13 protein-coding genes are annotated in these 24,154 nt (G+C 60.5%); 3 read left to right on the plus strand and 10 right to left on the minus strand.

Annotated features, from left to right (window positions below):
- Positions 1-197: 197 nt before the first annotated feature.
- From AB7M29_RS17330 to glgB, 3 genes are all read left to right on the plus strand, one after another.
- Positions 198-2,192 (plus strand): alpha-1,4-glucan--maltose-1-phosphate maltosyltransferase, encoded by a 1,995-nt coding sequence (locus AB7M29_RS17330; protein WP_217854759.1) that lies wholly within the window; start codon positions 198-200, stop codon positions 2,190-2,192.
- A gap of 149 nt (positions 2,193-2,341) precedes the next feature.
- Positions 2,342-5,683, plus strand: coding sequence for a maltose alpha-D-glucosyltransferase (gene treS, locus AB7M29_RS17335; protein ID WP_454247381.1), 3,342 nt, complete (start codon positions 2,342-2,344; stop codon positions 5,681-5,683).
- A gap of 2 nt (positions 5,684-5,685) precedes the next feature.
- Complete coding sequence (gene glgB / locus AB7M29_RS17340; protein ID WP_454247382.1) at positions 5,686-7,917, plus strand: 1,4-alpha-glucan branching protein GlgB; 2,232 nt, start codon at positions 5,686-5,688, stop codon at positions 7,915-7,917.
- A 133-nt stretch (positions 7,918-8,050) separates the two neighbouring features.
- Here the strand turns inward: glgB and AB7M29_RS17345 are convergent, their stop codons facing one another.
- From AB7M29_RS17345 to AB7M29_RS17390, 10 genes are all read right to left on the minus strand, one after another.
- On the minus strand, positions 8,051-9,118 hold the full coding sequence (locus AB7M29_RS17345) for an autotransporter domain-containing protein (RefSeq protein WP_454247383.1): 1,068 nt from the start codon (positions 9,116-9,118) through the stop codon (positions 8,051-8,053).
- A gap of 428 nt (positions 9,119-9,546) precedes the next feature.
- Positions 9,547-10,347, minus strand: a complete 801-nt coding sequence (locus AB7M29_RS17350) for an endonuclease/exonuclease/phosphatase family protein (RefSeq protein WP_052963430.1) — start codon at positions 10,345-10,347, stop codon at positions 9,547-9,549.
- A gap of 242 nt (positions 10,348-10,589) precedes the next feature.
- Positions 10,590-11,348, minus strand: a complete 759-nt coding sequence (locus AB7M29_RS17355; RefSeq protein WP_217854763.1) for a PIG-L deacetylase family protein — start codon at positions 11,346-11,348, stop codon at positions 10,590-10,592.
- A gap of 334 nt (positions 11,349-11,682) precedes the next feature.
- Positions 11,683-13,842: a glycogen debranching protein GlgX gene (gene glgX, locus AB7M29_RS17360; RefSeq protein ID WP_217854764.1), complete on the minus strand. Its 2,160-nt coding sequence runs from the start codon at positions 13,840-13,842 to the stop codon at positions 11,683-11,685.
- 128 nt (positions 13,843-13,970) lie between these two features.
- Positions 13,971-14,312 carry a DUF2934 domain-containing protein gene (locus tag AB7M29_RS17365; protein ID WP_454247384.1) on the minus strand — a complete coding sequence of 114 codons (342 nt, stop codon included), beginning with the start codon at positions 14,310-14,312 and terminating at the stop codon, positions 13,971-13,973.
- A gap of 21 nt (positions 14,313-14,333) precedes the next feature.
- The gene (locus tag AB7M29_RS17370) at positions 14,334-17,132 is read right to left on the minus strand and encodes a malto-oligosyltrehalose synthase (protein ID WP_454247385.1); all 2,799 of its coding nucleotides are present in this window, start codon (positions 17,130-17,132) and stop codon (positions 14,334-14,336) included.
- Positions 17,129-19,207 (minus strand): 4-alpha-glucanotransferase, encoded by a 2,079-nt coding sequence (malQ, locus tag AB7M29_RS17375; RefSeq protein WP_454247386.1) that lies wholly within the window; start codon positions 19,205-19,207, stop codon positions 17,129-17,131. Before malQ ends, AB7M29_RS17370 begins: the two co-directional genes overlap by 4 nt.
- Complete coding sequence (gene treZ, locus AB7M29_RS17380) at positions 19,204-21,000, minus strand: malto-oligosyltrehalose trehalohydrolase (RefSeq protein WP_454247387.1); 1,797 nt, start codon at positions 20,998-21,000, stop codon at positions 19,204-19,206. Before treZ ends, malQ begins: the two co-directional genes overlap by 4 nt.
- A 13-nt stretch (positions 21,001-21,013) precedes the next feature.
- Positions 21,014-22,600, minus strand: coding sequence for a glycogen synthase GlgA (gene glgA, locus AB7M29_RS17385; protein WP_217854769.1), 1,587 nt, complete (start codon positions 22,598-22,600; stop codon positions 21,014-21,016).
- A 599-nt stretch (positions 22,601-23,199) separates the two neighbouring features.
- Complete coding sequence (locus tag AB7M29_RS17390; RefSeq protein ID WP_454247388.1) at positions 23,200-24,153, minus strand: D-2-hydroxyacid dehydrogenase family protein; 954 nt, start codon at positions 24,151-24,153, stop codon at positions 23,200-23,202.
- Position 24,154 lies beyond the last annotated feature (1 nt).

A 24,154-nucleotide genomic window follows, 5' to 3' on the forward strand; every position in this document is an offset into this window, starting at 1 on the left:
AGATGGCGTGAGTCGTGCTTAAGTTGATTGACCCGTACTCAGGGAATTTGATTCCCCGAAAGACTTGGCAAATCCCTCTGAACTTTTACCGGCGCCTGCTGTTCGGAACTTAAGTGAGTTCATGCCGGGGCAGATCGCTTCGTGTGAACGACGACCAGGCACAAGAGCGTCCTTGGGGCGTTAAGGAGAGATGCTCGATGACCGCTGAGAAACCCACAGAGTTGAGCTACAACCCGCATATACCGCTGTCGCAGGCGTTACTGCTACCGCGGATCGTGATCGAAAACACCATGCCGACCCTCGATGGCGGGCAATTCGCCGTTAAAGCCGTGATTGATCAGGACGTGGTGGTGACCAGCAAAGTGTTTGCCGACGGTCACGACAAAATGGCCGTGCGCATCCGCTGGCGTGCCGACGGCGACGAAGCCTGGCAGAGCGAGGTGATGGCTGAGCTGGGCAATAACGGCTGGCAGGGCCAGTTTCGTGTCAAGAAGCAGGGGCGTTATGTGTTCTGCCTCGAAGCCTGGATCGATCAGTACGCCAGTTTTTGTTATGAACTTGAGAAAAAACACGCCGTCGGCGTTTCGGTCAGCCTGGAATTGCAGGAAGGGCGCTCCCACGTCCAGCAGGCAGCCGAACGTTCCGAGGGCCCGCTCAGTGAACAACTGGCGGCGTTGCACCATGAGTTGTCCGGTCTGCTCGAAACCGAGCAAGTCGCCTTGTTTCTGCACCAACGCAGCGCGGACTTGATGGCCCAGGCCGACCATCGTCCCTTCCTGAGCCTGAGCCCGGAATACCCGGTAGACGTGGAACGCACGCTGGCGCAGTTCGCCAGTTGGTATGAATTGTTTCCGCGCTCGATCACCGATGATCCGGCCCGTCACGGCACTTTTAACGACGTGCATTCGCGGCTGCCGATGATTCAGGACATGGGCTTCGACGTGCTGTATTTCACGCCGATCCACCCGATCGGCCGCAGCTACCGCAAAGGCCCGAACAACTCGCTTATCGCTGGCCCCGACGATCCGGGCAGCCCTTACGCCATCGGCAGCGAAGAGGGTGGGCATGAGGCGATTCACTCGGAACTGGGCACGCGCGAGGACTTTCGCCGACTCGTTGTGGCGGCCGCCGAGCATGGGCTGGAAATCGCTCTCGATTTTGCGATTCAGTGCTCCCAGGATCACCCGTGGCTCAAACAGCACCCGGGCTGGTTCAACTGGCGGCCGGACGGCACGATCAAATACGCCGAGAACCCGCCGAAGAAATACCAGGACATCGTCAACGTCGATTTCTATGCCGTGGACGCGATTCCCAGTCTGTGGATCGAGTTGCGTGACATCGTTGTGGGTTGGGTCAAGGAGGGCGTGAAGCTGTTTCGCGTCGACAATCCTCACACCAAACCATTGCCGTTCTGGCAGTGGCTGATCGCTGATGTGCGGGCGCTGTACCCCGAGGTGATCTTCCTGGCCGAGGCCTTTACCACGCCGGCGATGATGGCGCGCCTGGGCAAGGTCGGTTACTCCCAGAGCTACACCTATTTCACTTGGCGCAACACCAAGAGCGAGCTGGCGACCTATTTAACCGAACTCAACGAATCGCCGTGGCGTGAATGCTACCGGCCGAATTTTTTCGTCAACACGCCGGACATCAACCCGGCGTTCCTGCATGAATCCGGGCGCGCCGGTTTTCTGATTCGTGCCGCACTGGCGACCATGGGCTCTGGCCTATGGGGTATGTACTCGGGTTTTGAACTGTGTGAAGCGGCACCGGTGCCGGGCCGGGAGGAATACCTCAATTCCGAGAAGTACGAGATCCGTCCGCGGGACTTCAATGCACCGGGCAACATCATTGCCGAAATCGCCCAGTTGAACCGCATCCGCCGGCAGAACCCGGCGCTGCACACGCACCTGGGCCTGAAGGTCTATAACGCCTGGAACGACAACATTCTGTACTTCGGCAAACGCAGCGTCGACGGCAGCAATTTCATTCTGGTGGCGGTCAGCCTCGATCCGCATCACGCCCAGGAGGCGAATTTCGAATTGCCGCTGTGGGAAATGGGCCTGCCCGACGATGCTGTCACTCAGGGCGAGGACTTGATGAACGGCCACCGCTGGACCTGGCACGGCAAGTACCAGTTCATGCGGATCGAGCCGTGGCATCTGCCGTTCGGGATTTGGCGGATTACCGTGTAGACGCAGTACCTGTGGGAGCGAGCCTGCTCGCGATGGCTCCTTCAAATTCAACAGACATGTCGACTGATAGAAAGCTATCGCGAGCAGGCTCGCTCCCACAAGGTTGGTGATCGGCTCAGCGGCTTTTTCGAATTCAACAGGAGTTACAAATGGCGAAGAAACCCAGGTCAGCCACCTTTATCAAAGACCCGCTCTGGTACAAGGATGCGGTGATCTACCAAGTTCACGTTAAGTCTTTTTTCGACTCCAACAATGACGGGATCGGCGACTTTCCCGGCCTTATCGCCAAACTCGATTACATTGCCGATCTGGGCGTCAACACCATCTGGCTGTTGCCGTTCTACCCCTCGCCACGACGCGACGATGGCTATGACATCGCCGAATACCGTGGCGTGCACCCTGACTACGGCACCATGGCCGATGCCAAGCGGTTCATTTCCGAGGCCCATAAACGCGGCCTGCGGGTGATTACCGAACTGGTCATCAACCACACCTCGGACCAGCACGCGTGGTTCCAGCGCGCGCGCAAGGCCAAGCCTGGTTCGGCGGCCCGTGACTTCTATGTCTGGTCTGATAACGATCAGAAATACGATGGCACTCGCATCATCTTTCTCGACACCGAAAAATCCAACTGGACCTGGGACCCGGTGGCCGGTCAGTACTTCTGGCACCGTTTCTATTCGCACCAACCGGACCTGAACTTCGACAACCCGCAGGTAATGAAAGCAGTGCTGTCGGTGATGCGTTACTGGCTCGACATGGGCATCGACGGTCTGCGTCTGGACGCGATCCCGTACCTGATCGAGCGCGACGGCACCAACAACGAAAACCTGCCCGAGACCCACGACGTCCTCAAGCAGATCCGTGCCGAGATCGACGCAAACTATCCCGACCGCATGTTGCTGGCCGAGGCCAATCAATGGCCGGAAGACACTCAGCTGTACTTTGGCAACACCGACGCCACTGGCCAGAACGGCGATGAATGCCACATGGCCTTTCACTTCCCGTTGATGCCGCGCATGTACATGGCGCTGGCCCAGGAAGATCGCTTCCCGATCACCGATATCCTGCGCCAGACCCCGGAAATTCCGGCCAACTGCCAGTGGGCGATTTTCCTGCGCAACCACGATGAGCTGACCCTGGAAATGGTCACCGACCGGGAGCGCGATTACCTGTGGAATTACTATGCCGCCGACCGTCGGGCGCGGATCAACCTGGGGATTCGCCGGCGGCTGGCGCCATTGATGGAACGTGATCGTCGTCGCGTGGAATTGCTCAACAGTTTGCTGCTGTCGATGCCCGGTACGCCGACCCTGTATTACGGCGATGAAATCGGCATGGGCGACAACATCTACCTCGGCGATCGCGACGGTGTGCGCACGCCGATGCAGTGGTCGATCGACCGCAACGGCGGTTTTTCCCGCGCCGACCCGGCCAGCCTGGTGCTGCCGCCGATCATGGACCCGCTCTACGGCTATCTGTCGGTCAACGTCGAAACCCAAGCCGGCGACCCTCATTCATTGTTGAACTGGAACCGGCGCCTGCTCGCGGTGCGCAAGCAGTCCAAGGCCTTCGGTCGCGGGACGCTGAAGATGCTCTCGCCGAGCAATCGACGGATTCTGGCTTATACCCGCGAATTCACCGGCCCGGACGGCAAGCACGAAATTATTCTGTGCGTGGCCAACGTATCCCGTAGCGCGCAAGCGGCGGAACTGGATCTGTCGGCTTATGTCGGCATGGTTCCGGTGGAGATGCTTGGCGGTAATGCGTTCCCGCCCATCGGCCAGTTGAATTTCCTGCTGACGCTGGCGCCTTACGGCTTCTATTGGTTCGGGCTGGCGGCGGAAAACCAAATGCCCAGCTGGCACGTGGAGCCGGCACAAAGCCTGCCGGACTTCACCACCCTGGTGCTGAAGAAACGCATGGAAGAGCTGCTCGAAGCGCCGTCCCGCCACACCCTGGAACAGGGCATCCTGCCGAGCTGGTTGCAAAACCGCCGCTGGTACGCCGGCAAGGACGGCATCATCGACAACGTCAACCTCGCTTACGGCGTGCGCTTTGGCGACCCGCAGCATCCCGTGCTGTTGGGTGAAATCGACGTCACCAGCGGCGGTCAGACCAGCCGCTATCAGTTGCCATTCGGTTTTATCTCCGAGGAGCAAGTCGGCGCGGCGTTGCCGCAGCAATTGGCGCTGGCCAGGGTCCGGCGCGGGCGTCAGGTCGGTTTGATCACCGATGCCTTCAGCCTCGACAGCTTTGTTCATGCCGTGTTGCAGGGCATGCAGGCCGGCACGGTGTTGTCATCCGACGGTGGCGAGATCCGCTTCGAGCCGACCGACGAACTGACCAGGCTTGGCCTGACAGCCGAGTCGGAGGTGCGCTACCTGTCCGCCGAGCAATCCAACAGTTCGGTAGTGATCGGCAGCAGCCTGGTGCTGAAACTGATCCGCAAGGTCGCGACAGGGGTGCACCCGGAACTGGAAATGAGTGCGTACCTGACCCATGCCGGTTTCCAGAATATTTCGCCGCTGCTGGGGGCGGTGATTCGTCGCGATGCAGCGGGCGAGGACACGCTGTTGATGATCGCCCAAGGCTACTTGAGCAATCAGGGCGATGCGTGGGAGTGGACCCAGAACAACCTCGAACGGGCGCTTCGCGACGAACTCGCCGATGCTGTCTCGGAACAGGAGCAGCACTACAATGCCCTCGGCGAGCTGAAGGATTTTGCCGGCATGCTCGGCCAGCGTCTGGGGGAAATGCATCAGGTGTTGGCGGCCCCGAGCGCCAACCCGGACTTCGCTCCACAGGTCACCACCCAGAAAGATGCCCTGGCCTCGGCCAAGGACGTGGCGGCGCAACTGGAACATGCCCTGAAGTTACTCAAGCAGCATCAGACTGAACTGAACGCCGAGGATCAGGCATTGGTCAGTCGCTTGCTGGACAACAAAAAATCCATCCTCAGCCATGTCCAGGAACTGGGTAAAAAGGCTGCTGGCGGTTTGCGTATCCGCGTCCATGGTGACTTGCACCTGGGGCAGGTGCTGGTGATCAAGGGCGATGCCTACCTGATCGATTTCGAGGGCGAGCCGGCGCGGCCGCTGCATGAGCGCCGCGGTAAACACAGCCCTTATAAAGATGTCAGCGGCGTATTGCGCTCCTTCGATTACGCCGCGGCGATGACAATCAACGTGCATAACGTCGATAACACCGCCGAGGCCCAAGCCGCGCGTCAACGGGTCGCCGATCGTTATCTGAGGGAAGCGCGGCAAGCATTTGTCGACGCTTATCGGCTGGCGGCAGCTAGTCTTGCTCATGCATGGCAAGATCCCGAAGGCGAAGACGCCGCGCTGGCGTTGTTCGGTCTGGAGAAGGCGGCTTATGAAGTGGCCTATGAGGCTGAAAATCGCCCCACTTGGCTGCCCGTGCCGTTGCACGGTCTGTACGGGTTATTGAGTGGGCTCAAACCCTTTTCCGATCTTGGTGGAGAGTAGTCATGAGTATCTCGAACAAGGAACAGGGGCATGTGGGACAGGCGCTGCTACCCAGGGCGCGGGATATCGATGCGTTGGTACGCGCCGAGCACCAAGACCCCTTTGCAATTCTCGGCCCGCATGGCGATGGCGCCGGCGGGCAGTTCATTCGAGCCTATCTACCGGACGCCTTGAGCGTGCAGGTGGTGGACAAAGAGTCCGGGGAGGAACTCGGCAGCCTTGAGACCACCCAAACCCCGGGGCTGTTCGTCGGGCACTTCGAGGGGGCCCGGCCCTATCTGTTGCGAACCCGTTGGGCCGGTGGCGAGCAACTCGCCGAGGACCCTTACAGCTTTGGCCCGTTACTCGGCGAGATGGATTTGTACCTGTTCGCCGAGGGCAATCACCGCGACCTGAGCAGTTGCCTCGGCGCGCAGCTGAAGACGGTCGATGGCGTGGATGGCGTGCGCTTCGCCGTGTGGGCGCCGAATGCCAGAAGGGTTTCGGTGGTCGGTGATTTCAACGTCTGGGACGGTCGCCGGCATCCGATGCGTTTGCGCCACCCTTCCGGCGTCTGGGAATTGTTCATTCCGCGCCTGCAAGCGGGGGAGGCCTACAAATACGAAATCCTCGGCGCCCACGGCATTCTGCCGCTCAAGGCCGACCCGATGGCCCTTGCCACCGCTTTGCCACCGGACACGGCATCGAAAGTCGCCTCACCGCTGAAAATCGACTGGCAGGACCACGCCTGGATGCAGTCGCGGGGCGAGCGTCAGCGAACCAGCGCACCGTTGTCGATCTACGAGTTGCACGCCGGTTCCTGGCAATGCGAGCTGGATGACCTGGGCGAGGTCGCCCGTCAGTACACCTGGCCCGAGTTGGCCGAGCGGCTGATTCCTTATGTGAAGGAGCTGGGTTTCACCCACATCGAACTGATGCCGATCATGGAGCATCCGTTCGGTGGCTCCTGGGGTTATCAACTGTTGTCGCAATTCGCCCCGAGCGCCCGCTACGGAACGCCGGATGACTTCGCCGCGTTCGTCAATGCCTGTCACCAGGCCGAGATCGGCGTGATCCTCGATTGGGTGCCGGCGCATTTCCCCACCGACACCCACGGCCTGGCGCAGTTCGACGGCACCGCGTTGTATGAGTACGGCAACCCGCAGGAAGGTTTTCACCAGGATTGGGACACGCTGATCTACAACCTGGGCCGCACCGAGGTGCATGGCTACATGCTGGCGTCGGCGTTGCACTGGCTCAGGCATTTCCACGTCGATGGTCTGCGCGTGGATGCAGTGGCGTCGATGCTGTATCGAGATTACTCGCGCAAGGCCGGCGAATGGGTGCCCAACCGTCACGGCGGTCGGGAGAATCTGGAAGCCATTGATTTCGTCCGCCATCTCAACGATGTGGTGGCCCTGGAAACGCCGGGCGCGTTGGTGATTGCCGAAGAATCCACGGCGTGGCCGGGTGTCAGCCAGAGCACGCAACAGGGTGGGCTGGGTTTTGCCTATAAATGGAACATGGGCTGGATGCACGATTCACTGCATTACATTCAGCAGGATCCGGTGTACCGCGCCCATCATCACAACGAGCTGAGTTTCGGCCTGGTGTATGCCTGGTCCGAGCGCTTCATCCTGCCGATTTCTCACGATGAAGTGGTGCATGGCAAGCATTCGCTGATCGACAAGATGCCCGGCGATCGCTGGCAGAAGTTTGCCAACCTGCGGGCTTATCTGAGTTTCATGTGGACGCATCCCGGCAAGAAACTGTTGTTCATGGGCTGCGAATTCGGCCAGTGGCGAGAGTGGAATCACGATCAGCAACTGGACTGGTATTTGCTGCAATACCCGGAACACCAAGGGGTGCGCAAACTGGTCGGTGACCTGAATCGGTTGTATCGCGAAGAGCCGGCACTGCATGATCAGGACGATGCCCCACAAGGCTTCCAGTGGTTGATTGGCGACGATGCGGTCAACAGCGTCTACGCCTGGCTGCGCTGGAGCAAGGACGGGCGGCCGGTGTTGGTGGTGGCCAACTTTACCCCGGTGCCGCGACAGGCCTACCGCGTCGGCGTACCGTTTGCCGGGCGTTGGGTCGAGTTGATCAACAGCGATGCGGACACCTATGCCGGGTCCAACTACGGTAACGGCGGCGGGGTGTTCACCGACGAAGAACCGAGCCATGGCCAGGCGCTCTCACTGGAGTTGAACCTGCCGCCGTTGGCAGTGTTGATTTTGCGTCCGGAGGGTTGATCTAAAACCGCGTCGCTCCATTCGCGAGCAAGCCCGCTCCCACATTGGTTTTGTGTACGACGACAATCCAATGTGGGAGCGGGCTTGCTCGCGAAGGGGCCAGACCGAACAAAGCGCTTCTTGAATCATGCACTCACCAACGCATCCGCACCCCAAGGCTGCCAATCAACCCGTTCAAATCATTGTCATCCACATCACTGCTGTAATCGGCACTGACATAAAAGCTGACCAAAGGCGTCACTCTGGCCACCAAACCCAGACCCACATCCACCGTCGAGGATTTGCGACTGCTGCTGATTTTGTCGACCTGATCCAGGCTCACGGTATTGCCGGTGTACACCGTGTGCCACACATTGGTGCGCACATACGGTTCGACGGGCAGGCCGTTAATATCGTAACTGCCTTTCAAGCGTGCACCGACACGACCACTCCAGGACATCAAGTCGCTGGATGACGCATTACCAGAACCGGCATAGGGCGTATCCAGCGTAATGCGTTGATTGATCAATTGTGCCTGGGGTTCGATCACCCAGTTATTACCCAGACCAATCGGGAAACCACCTTCCACCGACAACGTCACCGCGCTGCCTTCGGCGGCTTGTCGCGCGCCTTGGTCATTGCGGCTGTAACCGTTGACCCGGCCACCGCTGGCCGACAAGTCCACGTGCCAGCCTTGCGGGCCGGTCAGGCTCCAGTAGGCGCCGAGACTTTGGCCTTGAAGGTTGAGCGTGTCATGGCCGGGGTCGGCAAGGGCGCGACTGGTCAGCAGGCCGTTGTCATTGCCCTGGAATTGGGTGGTGCCGCCGATCAGTCCAACCCGTTGGGTATGGCCGCTGTTGCTTTCTACGGTCAGCACCGCCGGGCCTTTGAATTCGCTGGCGCCGGGGATAGAAGAACCCTGGGCCAGAGAGTCGGTTTGGGCCTGCCGTGAGGTCTTTCCGTAGACGTGGTCCCAGGCTGAAGGCGAGGCATCTTCAACCGTCAGGCGTGAATTTTGTAAGTCTGGATTGACGCGTGAACGGCCGGGATAGGGGGGGGCGCCGGCAGGTAAGGTGAGGCCAGGTAACTCCTGGTTATACAAAGGGGTTGTTTCGTCCTCGGCAGACGCGGCCTGCACCTCCATGGATGAGCACAGCAGTAATGAACTCGTGACCGTGCAAAAAGTGATTCTGATCTCTTGTGGGGTGAACGAAGTTTTCATGGGGGTCTACCTTGCAATCGCATGCGTATCTCGCTTTGGCGTCTCTCCTACCCCGAATGAGGGGCGACCGAATGGATTGAGGCAAGGTCAGACCCGCCCGTTTTTACAGGAGTCTGGAGGCTTGCCCCTGATGGATTTCCGGGGGTAGTAAGCACTAGCTAAGAAGACTGCTGACGCTGCGTCAAGAAAGTGGCCGATAAGCGGTAAGTCTATTTTAGGCTTTGTAAGTGACTGATTTTTGGCGCGTATATAAGTTGTTGTTTGTGCAAAAAATCATCCAGAAAGGCGCGAGCCAGACGCGTTGGGTAGGGGGCTATCGGTTGTTTGGCGGATGATCCAGTGCAGGATAAACAAACGGCGTCGGCGCGCCATTGCTGTCATTTTTTCTGTCAGAGTTGGCAGTCCTTGGCGACTGCCATTTGACGGTGTTACAGGCGCACTTCCACCGCCAGCGGTAAATGGTCCGACAGATGCGTCCAGGGTTTGTGGCCGAGTATTCGCGGCTCATGACTGCTGGCATTACGCAGGTAGATCCGGTCCAGGCGCAGCAGGGGAAAACGCGCCGGGTAAGTTTTCGCCGGCCGGCCATGATGGCGTTCAAAGGCTTCATGCAGGTAGTCGCGTCGGGCGAGGGCGGCATTGCCTTGCAACTGCCAGTCGTTGAAGTCGCCGGCAATAATCACCGGGGCGTCATCGGGCAACGACTCAAGCAAGAGGCAGAGCAACTGCAACTGGAGTTGTCGATGGCTTTCCAACAGGCTCAGGTGCACGCAGATGGCATGCACTTCGGCATGCCCCGGCACATCCAGCACACAGTGCAACAACCCACGCCGCTCGGGGCCGGTGATCGAGACGTCGAGGTTGCGAAATTCGCGGATCGGGTATTTCGACAGCAGGGCATTGCCGTGGTGGCCGTCGGGGTAGACCGCGTTGCGACCGTAAGCGAAATCACTCCACATGCTGTCGGCCAGGAACTCGTATTGCGAGGTCTGTGGCCAATCGTTGTAACGGGAAGAATGCCGGTCGTGCTCACCGACTACTTCCTGCAGAAACACCAGGTCTGCCGACGTGCTGCGTACCGCTTCACGCAGTTCCGGGAGGATGAAACGCCGGTTGAGGGCAGTGAAGCCTTTGTGGGTGTTGACCGTCAGCACTCTCAGTCGATGAATCGCCGGAGGCGTGTTCGGTGGCATTGATTCGACGGCCTGTCGTTCGGCATCGCTGGTCACGTTCACTCCTCTGAATCAGGGCTGCTGTTTCCATGCGACTGATACACGGACGAGCAGTTCAGTTTGAGCGACGCCAATCCAATGTGGGAGCGGACTACTGTGGCGAGGGGGCTTTTGTGGCGAGGGGGCTTGCCCCCGTTGGGTCGCGAAGCGGCCCCAAAAGCTTTGCGACTGCTTCGCAGCCGAACGGGGCGATGCGGCGTTCCGACAAGCCCCCTCGCCTAAGGCACTCCCCGAATGATTCATACAAACACAATTTCATACGGCAATCGCATGCGCTCCAGTATCACCGGGGGCAGCATTGGGGCGATGCCGATTGCCGGCTCGCCGGCGAGTTGGCTGGCGTAGGCGTAGGTGGCGTGGCTTTTGCGCGCGACGGTCCAGTTGTCGAGGCGTACCTTGCGTGCGCGATGCCAAGGGATCAGCCCGTGATCGCGTGTCGGCCAATGCCAGGCCCAGACCGGTATTTCGTTGAGCGTCGCGCCGACCAGCGCCGCGGCCCTGGCGCAGGCCCGGCCGACGGCATCGTGGTCGAGGTTGCCGTCTTCGCGCCAGGTGCTGAACACCACATCGCCAGGGCGCAGGTAGCGGACGATGAATTGGATCAATTCAGACTCCCGCTCACCCAACCCGCTGTCGGTGAAGCCGCCGCGAATCCATTTCAGGCTGTGCATCGGCAACCCGAGCCGGCGCAAGGCTTCGACGCTTTCCTGGACGCGGAACACGCTCAGGCGTTTTTCCGACCACTGCCGTGACCCCGGATGACTGGCGCTACCGTCGGTGATCGAGATCAATTGCAGAGGATGACCAAGGGCGCACAGCAATTGCAGCAGGCCACCGCAGGTCACCACTTCATCGCCGGGATGCGGCGCGATGACTACCGCGCGCGCGCCGGCCGGGACCAGCGTTTCGGTGTTGATGACAGGGATATTGTCCAGTTGCGGGGCGCTGTTCCAGATCTGCGCTGGCAAACTGTTTTCAGTGATGGAAACCGATTTCATAGGCGCTACTTCCTTGTTCTGTCTTGCCCTCAGTCATGCGCATTACTTGCAGGGAGCAAGCCCGGCAGACCCGTGAAGGCGGGGTAAATAGCAGTTGCAGCGCTCCGAACCCTGGATTGCTGCGGGCAGAGTATTGCTCATGGAACGCTATTCGTCGCCCCAGCCTTTGGTCGGATACGGTTTTTTTAATCCAAGCTGTGTCAGGTGTCGCAAATAGTCAGCAAAAACCTGTGGGAGCGAACCTGCTCGCGATAGCGGTCTGTCAGTCACATTGATGCTGCATGTGCCACCGCTATCGCGAGCAGGCTCGCTCCCACATGGATTGCTTCCTTTTTTACTCGTCTTCTTCGCGCTGCAGTTCGAACAGCAGCAGCGAACGGCCGGTGACTGAATATTCGTGACCGAGCTCGAAACGTTCCTGGCCACGAATCGAGGGTTGATTGGTATCGATCATGCAGGTCCAGAAACCGCCGTCAGGCACTTCCGGTAGCAAGAAGTTGACGATGTCATGGTGGGCGTTGACCACCAGTAGCAGGGTCGCGTCGGCCCCCTTGCGGCGAATGCCGGTTTCCTGGGCGCGGCCATCAAGCAGCATGCCCAGGCAACGACCGTGGCCTTCCTCCCATTGTTCGGTGGACATTTCGCTGCCATCCGGGGCCAGCCAGGTCACGTCCTTGACGCCGATGTCTTCGTTGTAATTGCCTACCAGAAAACGCCCGCGCCGCAGGATCGGATAGGCCAGGCGCAATTTGATCAGGCGTTTGACGAACTTGAGCAGGGCCTTGCCGTCTTCGCTCAGGTCCCAATTGACCCAACCGATCTCGCTGTCCTGGCAATAGGCGTTGTTATTCCCTTCCTGGGTGCGGGCGAACTCATCGCCGGCCACCAGCATCGGCGTGCCCTGGGACAGCAGCAACGTGGCGAAGAAGTTGCGCATTTGCCGCTGGCGCAGCTCGTTGATCTCGGGGTCGTCAGTGGGGCCTTCGACTCCGTGGTTCCAGGACAGGTTGTTGTTGCTGCCGTCCTGATTGTTCTCGTCGTTGGCTTCGTTGTGTTTGTCGTTGTACGACACCAGGTCGTTCAGGGTGAAACCGTCGTGGGCGGTGACGAAGTTCACCGAGGCATACGGCCGCCGGCCACGCTGATTGAACATCTCGCCGGAGGCGGTCATGCGACTGGCGAAGTCCGCCAGTTGGCCGTCGTCGCCTTTCCAGAACGCGCGCACGGTGTCGCGGAATTTGTCATTCCACTCAACCCAACCCGGCGGAAAGTTCCCGACTTGATAGCCCCCGGGGCCGCAATCCCAGGCTTCTGCAATCATCTTCACCTGACGCAGCACCGGGTCTTGACGGCAGGCCACGAGAAAGCTGTGACGTTCATCGAAACCGTCGTGGTAGCGGCCAAGAATGGTCGCCAGGTCAAAGCGGAAACCGTCCACATGCATTTCCGTGGCCCAGTAACGCAGGGAGTCGGTGACCATTTGCAGCACGCACGGGTGACTCAAGTCCAAGGTGTTGCCGGTCCCGGAGTCGTTGATGTAGTAGCGCTTGTCGTCGGGCATCAAGCGGTAGTAAGAGGCGTTGTCGATGCCGCGCATCGACAGGGTCGGGCCTTGTTCGTTGCCCTCGGCGGTGTGGTTGTAGACCACGTCGAGGATCACTTCCAGATTGGCCTCGTGCAGGTGCGCGACCATCTCCTTGAATTCGGCGATCTTGCCGCTGGCCAGGTAGCGTGGGTCCGGGGCAAAGAACGCGATGCTGTTGTAACCCCAGTAATTGGTCATGCCTTTGTGTAGCAGATGCTGGTCATTGACGAAGGCATGAATGGGTAGCAATTCCACGGTCGACACGCCGAGCTTGCGGATGTGTTCCAGCACGTCATCGACCATCAACCCGGCGAAGGTGCCACGCAGGTTCTCGGGGACGGAGGGGTGACGCATGCTGATACCGCGTACGTGTGTTTCATAAATGATCGTTTTATCCCACGGCACGCTGACACGATGGTCATGACCCCAGGTGTGAGCCGGGTCGATCACTTTGCATTTGGGCACGAAGGGCGCGCTGTCCCGTTCATCGAAACTGAGGTCCGCGTCAGGGTGGCCGATGGTGTAGCCGAACAACGCTTCGGACCATTTCAATCGGCCGACCAATTGCTTGGCGTAGGGATCGATCAGCAGCTTGTTGGGGTTGAAGCGATGACCGTTGGCCGGGTCATAAGGACCGTACACGCGATAACCGTAGATCAACCCCGGGTGGGCGTCGGGCAAGTAGCCGTGGTAGATCTCGTCGGTGTATTCCGGTAACTCGATACGCTCGAGTTCCACCTCGCCGGAATCGTCGAAGATGCACAGTTCGACCTTGGTCGCGTTAGCCGAAAACAGCGCGAAATTGACCCCCAGGCCATCCCAGGTCGCGCCTAGCGGGAAGGGCAAGCCTTCACGGATTCGCGAAGCCTCGGCACGAGGTTCGGGCGCGGTTTTCTTTGGACTGCTCATAGTTGCTCCTGCATGGGGTGACGGTACTCGACTGCGATGAACCGTGGCTCTGGTTTTTTTCGAGGGCGAGCGCGCCCTCGGTGGCGAGAGACACGCCACAAATCAAGCGAGGCAAGGCGATAAACGCGTCAGGTCGTTGGCGGTTTGCGCGCAGCGCGTGGCTTTTTCTCGACGTTTTTTTCGCCAAGCGGGGTCACTGTCGAAGCAGAGGGTTTGGCTTTGGCCTTGGTTTTGGGTTCGACGCTTTTGGCATTGAGCTTGCCGTCGGGCTTGCCGACCGCGGACTTGGCTCCGAGGCTTTTGCTGCCAGCTTTCGATGACTTGCCAGGTGCCAGCGCTTTGGCTTGGGCTTCAGCGTAGGCCAGTTTGCGGGCCATCTCCCAATGGCGCTCTTCCTGGCCTTCGGGTTTTCCTTCGGATTCCCAGATTTGATAGGCAAATTCGCGGATGCGTTTATCGTCGGTACTCATCGCAATGCTCCTGAACTGAACTCAAGCTTGGGTAGTTTGGATAAAGAGATTGACCGGGAAATCCCCCAGCGCGGCGCTGACCATCAGCTCCCTGTGTTTTGTGACTATGACGCTTGCAAAAAGTCCCCTCATATTTTCTTCAGGGACGGCGAACGGCAATGTGACCCGTGTATCGCCCCAGAGCGGCGCGTCAATCTGTGGTACGGCACTGTTTTCCAGCAGTTCGGCACAGCGTATAGGTACTATCACGATAGCCCGTTTTCCCTGCCATTCACGAGCAAACGCCAGTACCCGGTGGGCCTGACTGCCAAGGACTTCAAGGGCTTGATAAGTCCCTTTTTGAAACAGCCCGGCATGCTCGGCACGCCGGTGTAACGTCTGGGCGATCAGGCTTTGCTTGATGCGCCCATCACGCCAGTTCACCAACAGATCGGGCAGGTCCAACCGTACGTGCATGGCCTGCTGACGGCTGACGTAATCCACCGGCCGGCGGTTGTCCGGATCGACCAGCGTGAAGTCCCAGAACTCGTTGCCCTGATAGAGATCCGGAACCCCCGGCACGGTCATTCGCAGCAAGGTTTGCGCCAAGCCATTCAACGCGCCCGGGGCGGCGATGCTCTGTGCCGCCGCACCGATGGCCGTGCGCAGTGGCTGGCCTTCGGGGCTGAGCAGCAAGCGCTCGAGAAACCCATGGGTCGCCTGTTCATATCCCTCGTTGGGTGCGCTCCAGCTGCTCTGCAACTTGGCTTCGCGCAGGGCTTTCTGTTGCCACTGCCAGAGGCGCTGGGCGTAGTTCTCGAGCGCCACCTGATCATCGCTGCGCAGCTCCAGCGGCCAACTGCCGAGGATCGCTTGATAGAGAATCAGCTCATCGCCCGCCGAGGGTGCACCGGGTTCAGTGCGCAATTCGGCGGCCAGGGTTCGCCAGTGTTCGACCTGTTCGGCGTACCAGGCGCTGCGCTCGCTCAACACCGCCAACCGCGCGCGGGTGTCTTCGCCGCGTTTGTGGTCGTGGGTCGCGGTGGCGAGCAGGTTGTCGGGGAATTCGGCGAGGCGATTGACGCAGGCAGCATGGAAGTCGGAAACCGGCGCACTGAACTGCTCGGTGTTGTAGCCGACATCGTTGCGCGACAGCAGCACCGCCGAGCGATAAAGCGCGGTGTCTTCCACTGCCTTGGCCGCCGCCGGTGAGGTCAGTTGCTGGAAGCGCACGCAGGCATGCTTGAGCAGTTTGCGTGGGCGGCCCACCGGGTGTTTGCGCCAGGGTTGACCGCCGAGCCAGCGGGACAGGCAATCGAGCACGGGCCAGTCGGCTTCGCCAAGGGTTTGCCTTGCACCGTCCATGGCCTGCTGGAAAAACATTTCGTCCTGGGCGCAGTTTCGGCCCAGCGGGCTGATGTAAGTGCGATACACCGGGAAGTGCACGATCAGTTCCTGTAGGGCCCGACGGATCGCGCCGAGGGTCAGGTCCCGGGTCATCAGATCGTCCCGGGCCACTTGCAACAGGGCGTGGGCGACGCTTTCGAAATCCCCGGCGAGGGAGCCATTGAGAATCTGCTGGCGCGCCAGTTGTGCTTCCTGACGGAAATCGGCGGGCCGTTCGCTGTGCCGGCTCCAGAGTTCACCCAAGGTCTGGGCGCCTTCGGGGTCGTGTTGCAGCAACGACAACTGGTTCATGAATTCGTAACCAGTGCTGCCATCGATGGACCAGTCGCGGCGCAGGGTTTCGCCTTCGCCGAGGATCTTCTCGATGTAGATCGGCAGGTGTCGGTCCGGGACCAGGCGATCGACTCGGCGGCGCAATTTGCGGCAGTAACCCCTCGGGTCGGCGAGGCCATCGATGTGATCGATGCGCAGCCCATCGACAAGACCTTCGGCCACCAGTTCGAAGATTTTTGCATGGGTCGCCTCGAACACCGCCGGGCGTTCGACCCGCAGGCCGCCCAGTTCATTGATATCGAAAAAGCGCCGCCAATTGATGTCGTCCGCCGCGGTGCGCCAGCTGGCCAGGCGATAACTCTGGCGCTCGAGCAGGTTATGCAGGCGCTGGAAACCCTCGGGGGTGAGCGAGTCGTAGGTGCCGAGGGTGTGTTGGATGGCGTGAAGAATGGCCAGATCGCTGGCGAGTTCATGCAGCTCGGCTTTGAGCGGAATCGCCAAGCTGTGTGCGTCGGTCTGATAACTCAAAGTGCTGAAGCGGTCTGCCAGGGATTTGAGCTGCTCGACTTGCTCGGCATTCAATTGATCATCGGCTTTGAGCAGTTCGCCGTAGTTCGTGGGGCAAATCGGGAAGTGATGTTCGTAGTGCTCGACATAAAAGGCGCCGCGCCGGGCATCGAAACGCAAGGGCAGGGTGCCGTCCTGCAAGGCGATGCCGTAATCACTGCCCAAAAACGGCAGCAGCAATTGGCCCTCCATCAACGGGTCGGGCGAGTGCCATTGAATGTCGAAGAACTCGCCGTAAGGGCTCAGGCGCCCCCATTCCAGCAAGTCGAGCCACCAAGGGTTGTCGCCACCGCCAACGGCCATGTGATTGGACACGATATCGAGGATCAGCCCCATGTTCTGTTCGCGCAACGCATCGACCAAACGGCGCAATGCCGCTTCGCCGCCCAGTTCAGGGTTGACGGTGGTCGGATCCACCACGTCGTAGCCATGCATGGACCCCGCGCGGGCGGCGAGCAGCGGCGAGGCATAGACGTGGCTGATGCCCAGGCTGGCGAAGTACGGCACCAACGGCACCGCCTGATCCAGAGTGAAACCTTTATGAAATTGCAGCCGCAGAGTCGCCCGCAGCGGTTGGTTGAACGGTTGATTCATTGGTCACGCTCGGCCGCCTGAAGTCGCGCACAGGCGAGCAGTTCCAGGCGCCGGGCGGCGTCCGGATCATCGAGCAGGGCTTCGCTGTCGCCGGGCAGCCTGCGCGACCAGTTGGGATGGGTGTCGGTGGTGCCGGGCAGGTTGGCCTGCTGTTCGATACCCAGCGCATCTTCAATTGGCAGCAATACCAGCGGCGCGCGGGTATGACCAAGGAAGCGGACGGCGGCGTCGAGCACCTGATCGGTTTCGTGGGACTCTTCGCGAAAATTCTGCGGGTCCTCGCTCAGCACCCGGCGCAAACCTTCGCGCTCGCGTTCACGGTGTTGGCGCCATTCGATTTCACCCGGGGCGTCGACCAGATTCAAGCGAGCGCTCCAATCGATATCGCGGCCATGCCACCAGCCATTGAGCGTTGGCAGGTCATGGGTGCTGGTGGTTGCCAGGGCGTTGTCCGGCCAATCGAGAATCGGCTTGAAGTGAGTATTGTCCTGTTCGAACAGCAGCACGCGCATGCCGAGAATCGAGCGCGCGATGAGTTTCTCGCGCAAACCCTCGGGCACGGTGCCGAGGTCTTCGCCGAGGACGATGGCCTGATGTCGATGGGATTCGAGGGTCAGCAAGCGCAGCAGGTCGTCCACCGGGTAATAGAGGTAGGCACCGTCGCTGGGCGGCGCGTCGTTGGGGATCACCCACAGACGTTGCAGGCCCATGACGTGATCGATACGCAGGCCGCCGGCATGGGCGAAGTTGGCCCGCAGCATTTCGATGAACGCGCGAAAGCCGTTGCGCACCAGACCTTCGGGGGAGAACGCGGAAATGCCCCAGCCCTGGCCGGAACGGTTGAGGATGTCCGGTGGCGCACCCACGGTCAGCGAGGTGAGCAATTCGTCCTGACGACTCCAGGCCTGGCTGCCACCGCCGTCAGCGCCAACGGCCAGATCCGCGATCAGGCCGATACCCATGCCGGCACCGCGGGCGGCGGCCTGGGCGCGTTCCAGGCTGCGCGCAATCAGCCATTGGCAGAATGCGTAGTAACCGATGCGGGACGAGTTTTCTTCGGCAAAATGCGCCAGGGCGGTGCTGCGCGGATCACGCCATTGCTCGGGCCACTCGCGCCAATCGAGGCTTTCACCGCGCCGCGCACGGGCTTCCTGGATCGCTTCGAAGCGGCAATGATTTTCCAGTGCTTCGCCACCGGCATGGCGGAAACTGCTGAAGTCCGGGTGCAAAGGGTGTTCGCCGTGGGTGAACCCTTCGTACAAGGCTTCGAGCAAGCGGTGCTTGGCTTCGGCGGCGGTGGGCCAGTCGATCAGCGGCAGTTTTTCCAGGTGCTTGAGCTCAGTGGCAAGGCCGGTGGCATCGATCGCGGTGCGCAGGGCACGCTCACCGAGAATCGCACCGGGCGCCGCGTACAGGCTATTGAGAAACAAACGGCTGGACGGCGAGTAAGGGCTGTAACGTTGGGTGTCGCCGCTGAACATCGCGTGCAGCGGGCTGATCGCCAACGCTTCGGCGCCTCGTTCGCCGGCCACCCGGGCCAGATCTTCGAGGGCTTGGGTATCGCCGAAACCGCCATCACCGGGACGGCGCAGTGAGTACAACTGCACGCTCAGGCCCCAGGCGCGCGGGTTTTGACTGTCAACCGCGTCGCCCACGCTGTAGCAGCGCTGGGGCGCCACCGCCAGGGTGAAGGACTGATCGTCGATGCTGACGTGCTGATAACCCACCGGCACCAGGCCGGGCAACACAGCGTTGTCATCGAGATTCAAGTTAATCCGTGAGCCGTCTTCGAGATGGATTTCACACGGAGTTTGCGGTTCGAAGTAGTGGGCCAAATCAAGGCCAACACCCACGTCGCAGGTCAATAGCGGTGGCAGGTGCCGGGTTTGTTGCACTTCCTGCAATTGCAGCAGGCTGGCGTCGATCTCCTGGGCAGTGTTGGCGGGATGGCCAAGTCCGCTGAGCACCGAGCGCAACACCGCCGGAGTCACTTTCTGTGGGCGACCATTGGCGTCGATCCAGTCGACGGCCAAGCCTGCTCGGCTGGCCAGTATTTCCAGTTGCGCATTGCTCATGGGCGCTCTCCATCCGGGGGTAGCAAAGGGGCTGCGGCCGTGAGGCTGACTAGCGCGCAATACGGGGCAAGCATGCCCTGATTCAACAGACCGGCCGATTGTGGCGGGTGTTCGAACAGCAATGTCGCGTCGGCCTGTGGGGTGTGGACCACGGGTGCATCGCTGAGGTTCAGGTCAATGCGCAACTGACTGCCATCGCCCAGCCGCCAGCGCGCCGTCACCGCGCCCTCGGCCAGTACCTGCGCCCCCAGCGCCTGGGCGCCGGGCAGGTGCGGGATGATGTGTCGGTGGCGGATCTGCAGCAGTTGGCGATACAGAGCGTAAATCGGCGATTGGCGGCTGGTGGTCAGTGTCGGCCGTGACGCTTCGAAGGTTTGCGTCGCGTTCGGGTCGGGAATCTGCTCGCGTTTGTGCGGGTCAGCAAAGGCGCTGAACGCCGCGAACTCATTGCGTCGTCCTTCGCGCACCAGTTCCGCCAATTCACCGTGGTGGCTGGTGAAGAACAGGAACGGTTGCTCGGCGGCAAATTCGTCGCCCATGAACATCAGCGGGATCATCGGCGACAACAGCAACAACGCGGTGGCGGCGTAAAGGGCATCAGGATGGGCCAGTTGATGCAGGCGCTCGCCAAAGGCGCGATTGCCGATCTGGTCGTGGTTCTGCAGAAAAAGCACGAAGGCCGTGGGCGGCAAGTGACCGCTCGGCTCACCGCGCGCCGTACCGAGACGGGTGATATGGCCTTGAAACACAAAGCCCTGGCTCAGGCAGCGGGCGAGTTGTTCGGTGGGCTGCTCGGCATAATCGGCGTAATAGGCATCGGTTTCACCCGTGAGCAGAACGTGCAGGGCGTTATGGCCGTCGTCGTTCCACTGCGCGTCGAAACCTTGCTCCAGCAGGCTGGCCTGGTTGTGCTCGTTTTCCGCCATGAGCCACACGTGTCGCGCCGGATCGGTTTGCCGCCGCACCCGTTGCGCCAGCTCTTGAAGAAAGTCCGGGTCTTCGATGGCATGCACCGCGTCCAGGCGCAGGCCGTCGAAGCGGTACTCCAGCAACCACATCAGCGCGTTGTCGATAAAGAAGTCGCGCACCTCGCGCCGCCGGAAGTCGATCGCCGCGCCCCACGGCGTGTGTTGGTCTTCGCGGAAAAAGCTCTTTGCGTAGCGGTGCAGGTAATTGCCGTCGGGACCTAAGTGGTTGTAGACCACGTCGAGAATCACCGCCAAACCATGGCCGTGGGCCGTGTCGATCAGGTGTTTGAGTTGTTCGGGCGAGCCGTAGGAGGCTTGAGGCGCGTAAAGCAAAACCCCGTCATAGCCCCAGTTACGCTCGCCGGGGAACTGCGCCAGCGGCATCAGTTCGATAGCGGTAATACCCAACTCGACCAGATGTTCCAAATGCTGCTCAACCTGGCTGAAACCGCCGAGTGCACCGACGTGCAATTCGTAGATAACCGCCTCATTCCAGGGCCGACCCTGCCAGGCGCTGTGTTGCCATTGATAGGCGAGGGGATCGACCACCACGCTGGGACTGTCGATATCGCCCGCCTGAGCGCGGGAGGCCGGGTCCGGCACCTCCAGTTCGCCATCGATGTTGTAGCGGTAGCGGGTACCCGCGGGGCAGCGGGTGTTGATCACAAACCAGCCATCGGCCTGAGGCAGCAGCGGCAGGGATTGTCCATCTTCCAGTTCGAGACTGACGAAAAACGCATCTGGCGCCCACAAGGCAAAACGCGTGTGTTCTGCGTCCAGCATGATTGCGCCGTGGGGCCAGGTCTCAAGGGTCCGTAACGGCATCGTTGAAAGCCTCTTACTGTTTGCCCGATTTTCCCAGCGCTTTAGTCACCAGTTTTTCGTAGAGTTCGGCGTAGGGTTCGACTGCCTGGCACCAGTTGAAAGGCGCCGCCATGGCCCGGCAACGCATCGCGTTGAGCAGACCCGGGAAGGCGAACACCTTGAACGCGCGGCTCAGGGCTTCGCGATAACTCTCCACCGTGGATTCGTCGAAGAGGAAACCGGTCACGCCGTTTTCAATGGTGTCGGCCAAGCCACCGGTATTGCGCGCCACCGGCAATGAACCGAAGCGCTGGGCGTACATCTGGCTCAGGCCGCAGGGTTCGTAACGCGAAGGCATCAGCAGGAAATCGCTGCCGGCGAACATCCGTCGGGCGTCGGTTTCATTGAACCCGATGTGCACGCCGACTTGCCCGGGGAAGCGCAATGCCAATTCACGCATGGCTTGTTCTTCTTCCGGTTCGCCACGGCCGATGATCGCGATTTGCCCGCCGTTGTCGACAATGTATTCGGCCACTGCTTCGGTCAGGTCCAGGCCTTTCTGGTAGACCAGCCGCGAGACCACGGCGAACAGTGGACCTTCAGAATCTTCGAGGTCAAAAAGCCTGCGAACGTGCGCGGCATTCACGGCTTTACCGTCCCAATCGCCGATGCCGAACGGGTGGAACAGGTGCGGATCGGTGGCTGCGTCCCAGCTCTCATCAATGCCATTGGGAATTCCGCTGAGCAAACCTTGCTGGGTCTTGGCGGCGAGAAAACCGTCGAGGCCGCAGCCGAAGGCAGGCGTGGTGATTTCCTGGGCATAGGTGGCGCTGACGGTGGTGATGTGGCTCGAGTAGGCCATGCCGGCCTTGAGGAACGACATCTTGCCGTAGAACTCCATGCCTTCCTGTTGCAAGGCATGCATGGGGATACCGAGTTCCGGGCACGAGCCGAGGCTGGTGACGCCCTGGTATGCCAGGTTGTGAATGGTGAACAGGGTCGGGGTGCGTTGACCGCGCCAGTGCATATAGGCGGGGGCCAGGCCAGCCGGCCAGTCGTGAGCGTGCACCAGATCCGGGCACCAGTGAATTTGGGCGAGGTTGGCGGCGATATCGGCCGCTGCGAGGCCTAGCCGGGCGAAGCGAATATGGTTATCCGGCCAGTCGCGGCCGTTGTTGGCGCCGTAGGGTGAACCCTCGCGCTCGTACAATTCAGGGCAGATCAACACGTAAATGACCAGGCCGTCGGGCATGTCCATGCGCCCGATCTTGCAGGGCGGCAATGCTGCGTGCCCGCCCAGTTCCCCAATGATATGAATCGGGTTTTCGCTGTTCATCACTTGCGGATAACCGGGGATCAGCACACGCACATCGTGCAGATGCGCCATGGCCCGGGGCAGTGCGGCGGAAACGTCGCCAAGACCTCCGGTCTTTACCAGGTCGGCAATCTCCGAGGTGACGAACAGGACTCTCTTCTTGTTGGGATTCTGACTGGCTACCGGTGCCAGCGTCTTGGGGGTCGGCGCTTTGACCGATTTGGCATTGAGGACACCGACGGTGCTCGTTTCCCCGACCTGCTGATGAGCACGTTCTCCCTGGATATCTAAAGCCGCACTGATCATATGAATCTCCCGTGTTGTTGATCTAATTCTAGGTCTGGCACAAACGGTGTTCGTGGCCAAATCCTGTGGCCGGGCGCAAACGCGCTACGCATCGGTGAGCAAGTGCTGCCCATGCGCTGAAGCAGAATGGGTGAAGTGGCTGTTGCAAGGAATGCACCAGTCGCTGTGGCCCTACCTTTAACCTGACACGAGGCCAGTACCAAAAGTTTCGATTATTTTCACCGAATGACCAGCCGGTTTTACTCCGCGAAAATCAGTCTAGGCCAGAACTTAGAGCGGGGGCGGCCAATGGGTGAAATTGTTCGACAATCGGTCAAAAGAGGGTACAGGCATAGAGCTTTGCGGGGAGACGCACCGACGAAGAGCAGGTTTATTTTCTGGTGCGGGTCAAATCGGGACCAGGAAGTCACGATAATCGGGCGTGATGGGAGGTTATGTGCGCCATTGTGGTGCGCAGAATTTGGGGAGGTATGGTGAGTTTTAGGGCCTCATCGCGAGCAGGCTCGCTCCCACATTGGATCTCGGGTGTACACAGGATGCGTGACGAAGCAAAGCCAAATGTGGGAGCGAGCCTGCTCGCGATGAACGATAACGCGGTCTCAGCCCAGCAGCCGAACCGGCTCCCCAGCCGCCCAAGCCTGTATGTCCTCGATCATTTGCGAAAAGAACAATTGGTAGTTCTGCCGGCTGACATACCCGACATGAGGCGTGGCCAGTACATTGTCCAGCGTTCTGAAAGGATGGTGGCGGGGCAACGGCTCGTGCTCGAATACATCCAGCGCAGCACCCGCCAGGCGTTTTTTCTGAAGTGCCTTGATCAACGCCGGCTCATCGACAATCGGCCCGCGGGCAGTGTTGATCAGCCATGCCGTGGGTTTCATCCAGTCCAGTGCCTGTGCATCCACCAGCCCTCGGCTGCGCTCGCTGAGCACCAGATGGACCGACAACACATCGGCCTGCTCGAACAGTTCCTGTTTGCTGACATAGGTGACGTCGACCTCGGCAGCCCGTTCGGCGGTCAGGTTTTCGCTCCACGCGATGACCCGCATGCCGAACACCTGCCCGAACCGGGCGACCCGTTGACCGATGCTGCCCAGACCAAGGATCGCCAGAGTCTTGCCCTGCAGATCGCCGCCCAACCCTTGTTGCCAAAAGCCTGCGCGTAAAGCGTTGGCTTCGGCCACCAGGTTGCGGGTCGCGGCCATGATCAGCGCCCAGGTCAGTTCGGGGGCGGCATGTTTGTAGCTGTCGGTGCCGCACACCTGAATGCCCAGTGCAGCGGCGGCTTTCAGGTCCAGGGCGGCGTTGCGCATGCCGCCGGTGACCAGCAGTTTGAGTGCGGGCAAGCGGCGCAGCAGGTCTTCGTCGAACCGGGTGCGCTCGCGCATCACGCAGATCACCTCGAATGCGCCGAGCCGCTCGGCCAGGGTTTCGTTGTCGGCCGGGTAGTCATGGATAAAACTCACCTGGCCGATGCTGTCCAGCACCGACCAGTCCACCACGTCGCGAGCCACGTCCTGCCAGTCATCGATCACCGCAATCTGCACCGCCATC

Source organism: Pseudomonas sp. F-14 TE3623 (genome assembly GCF_053629015.1).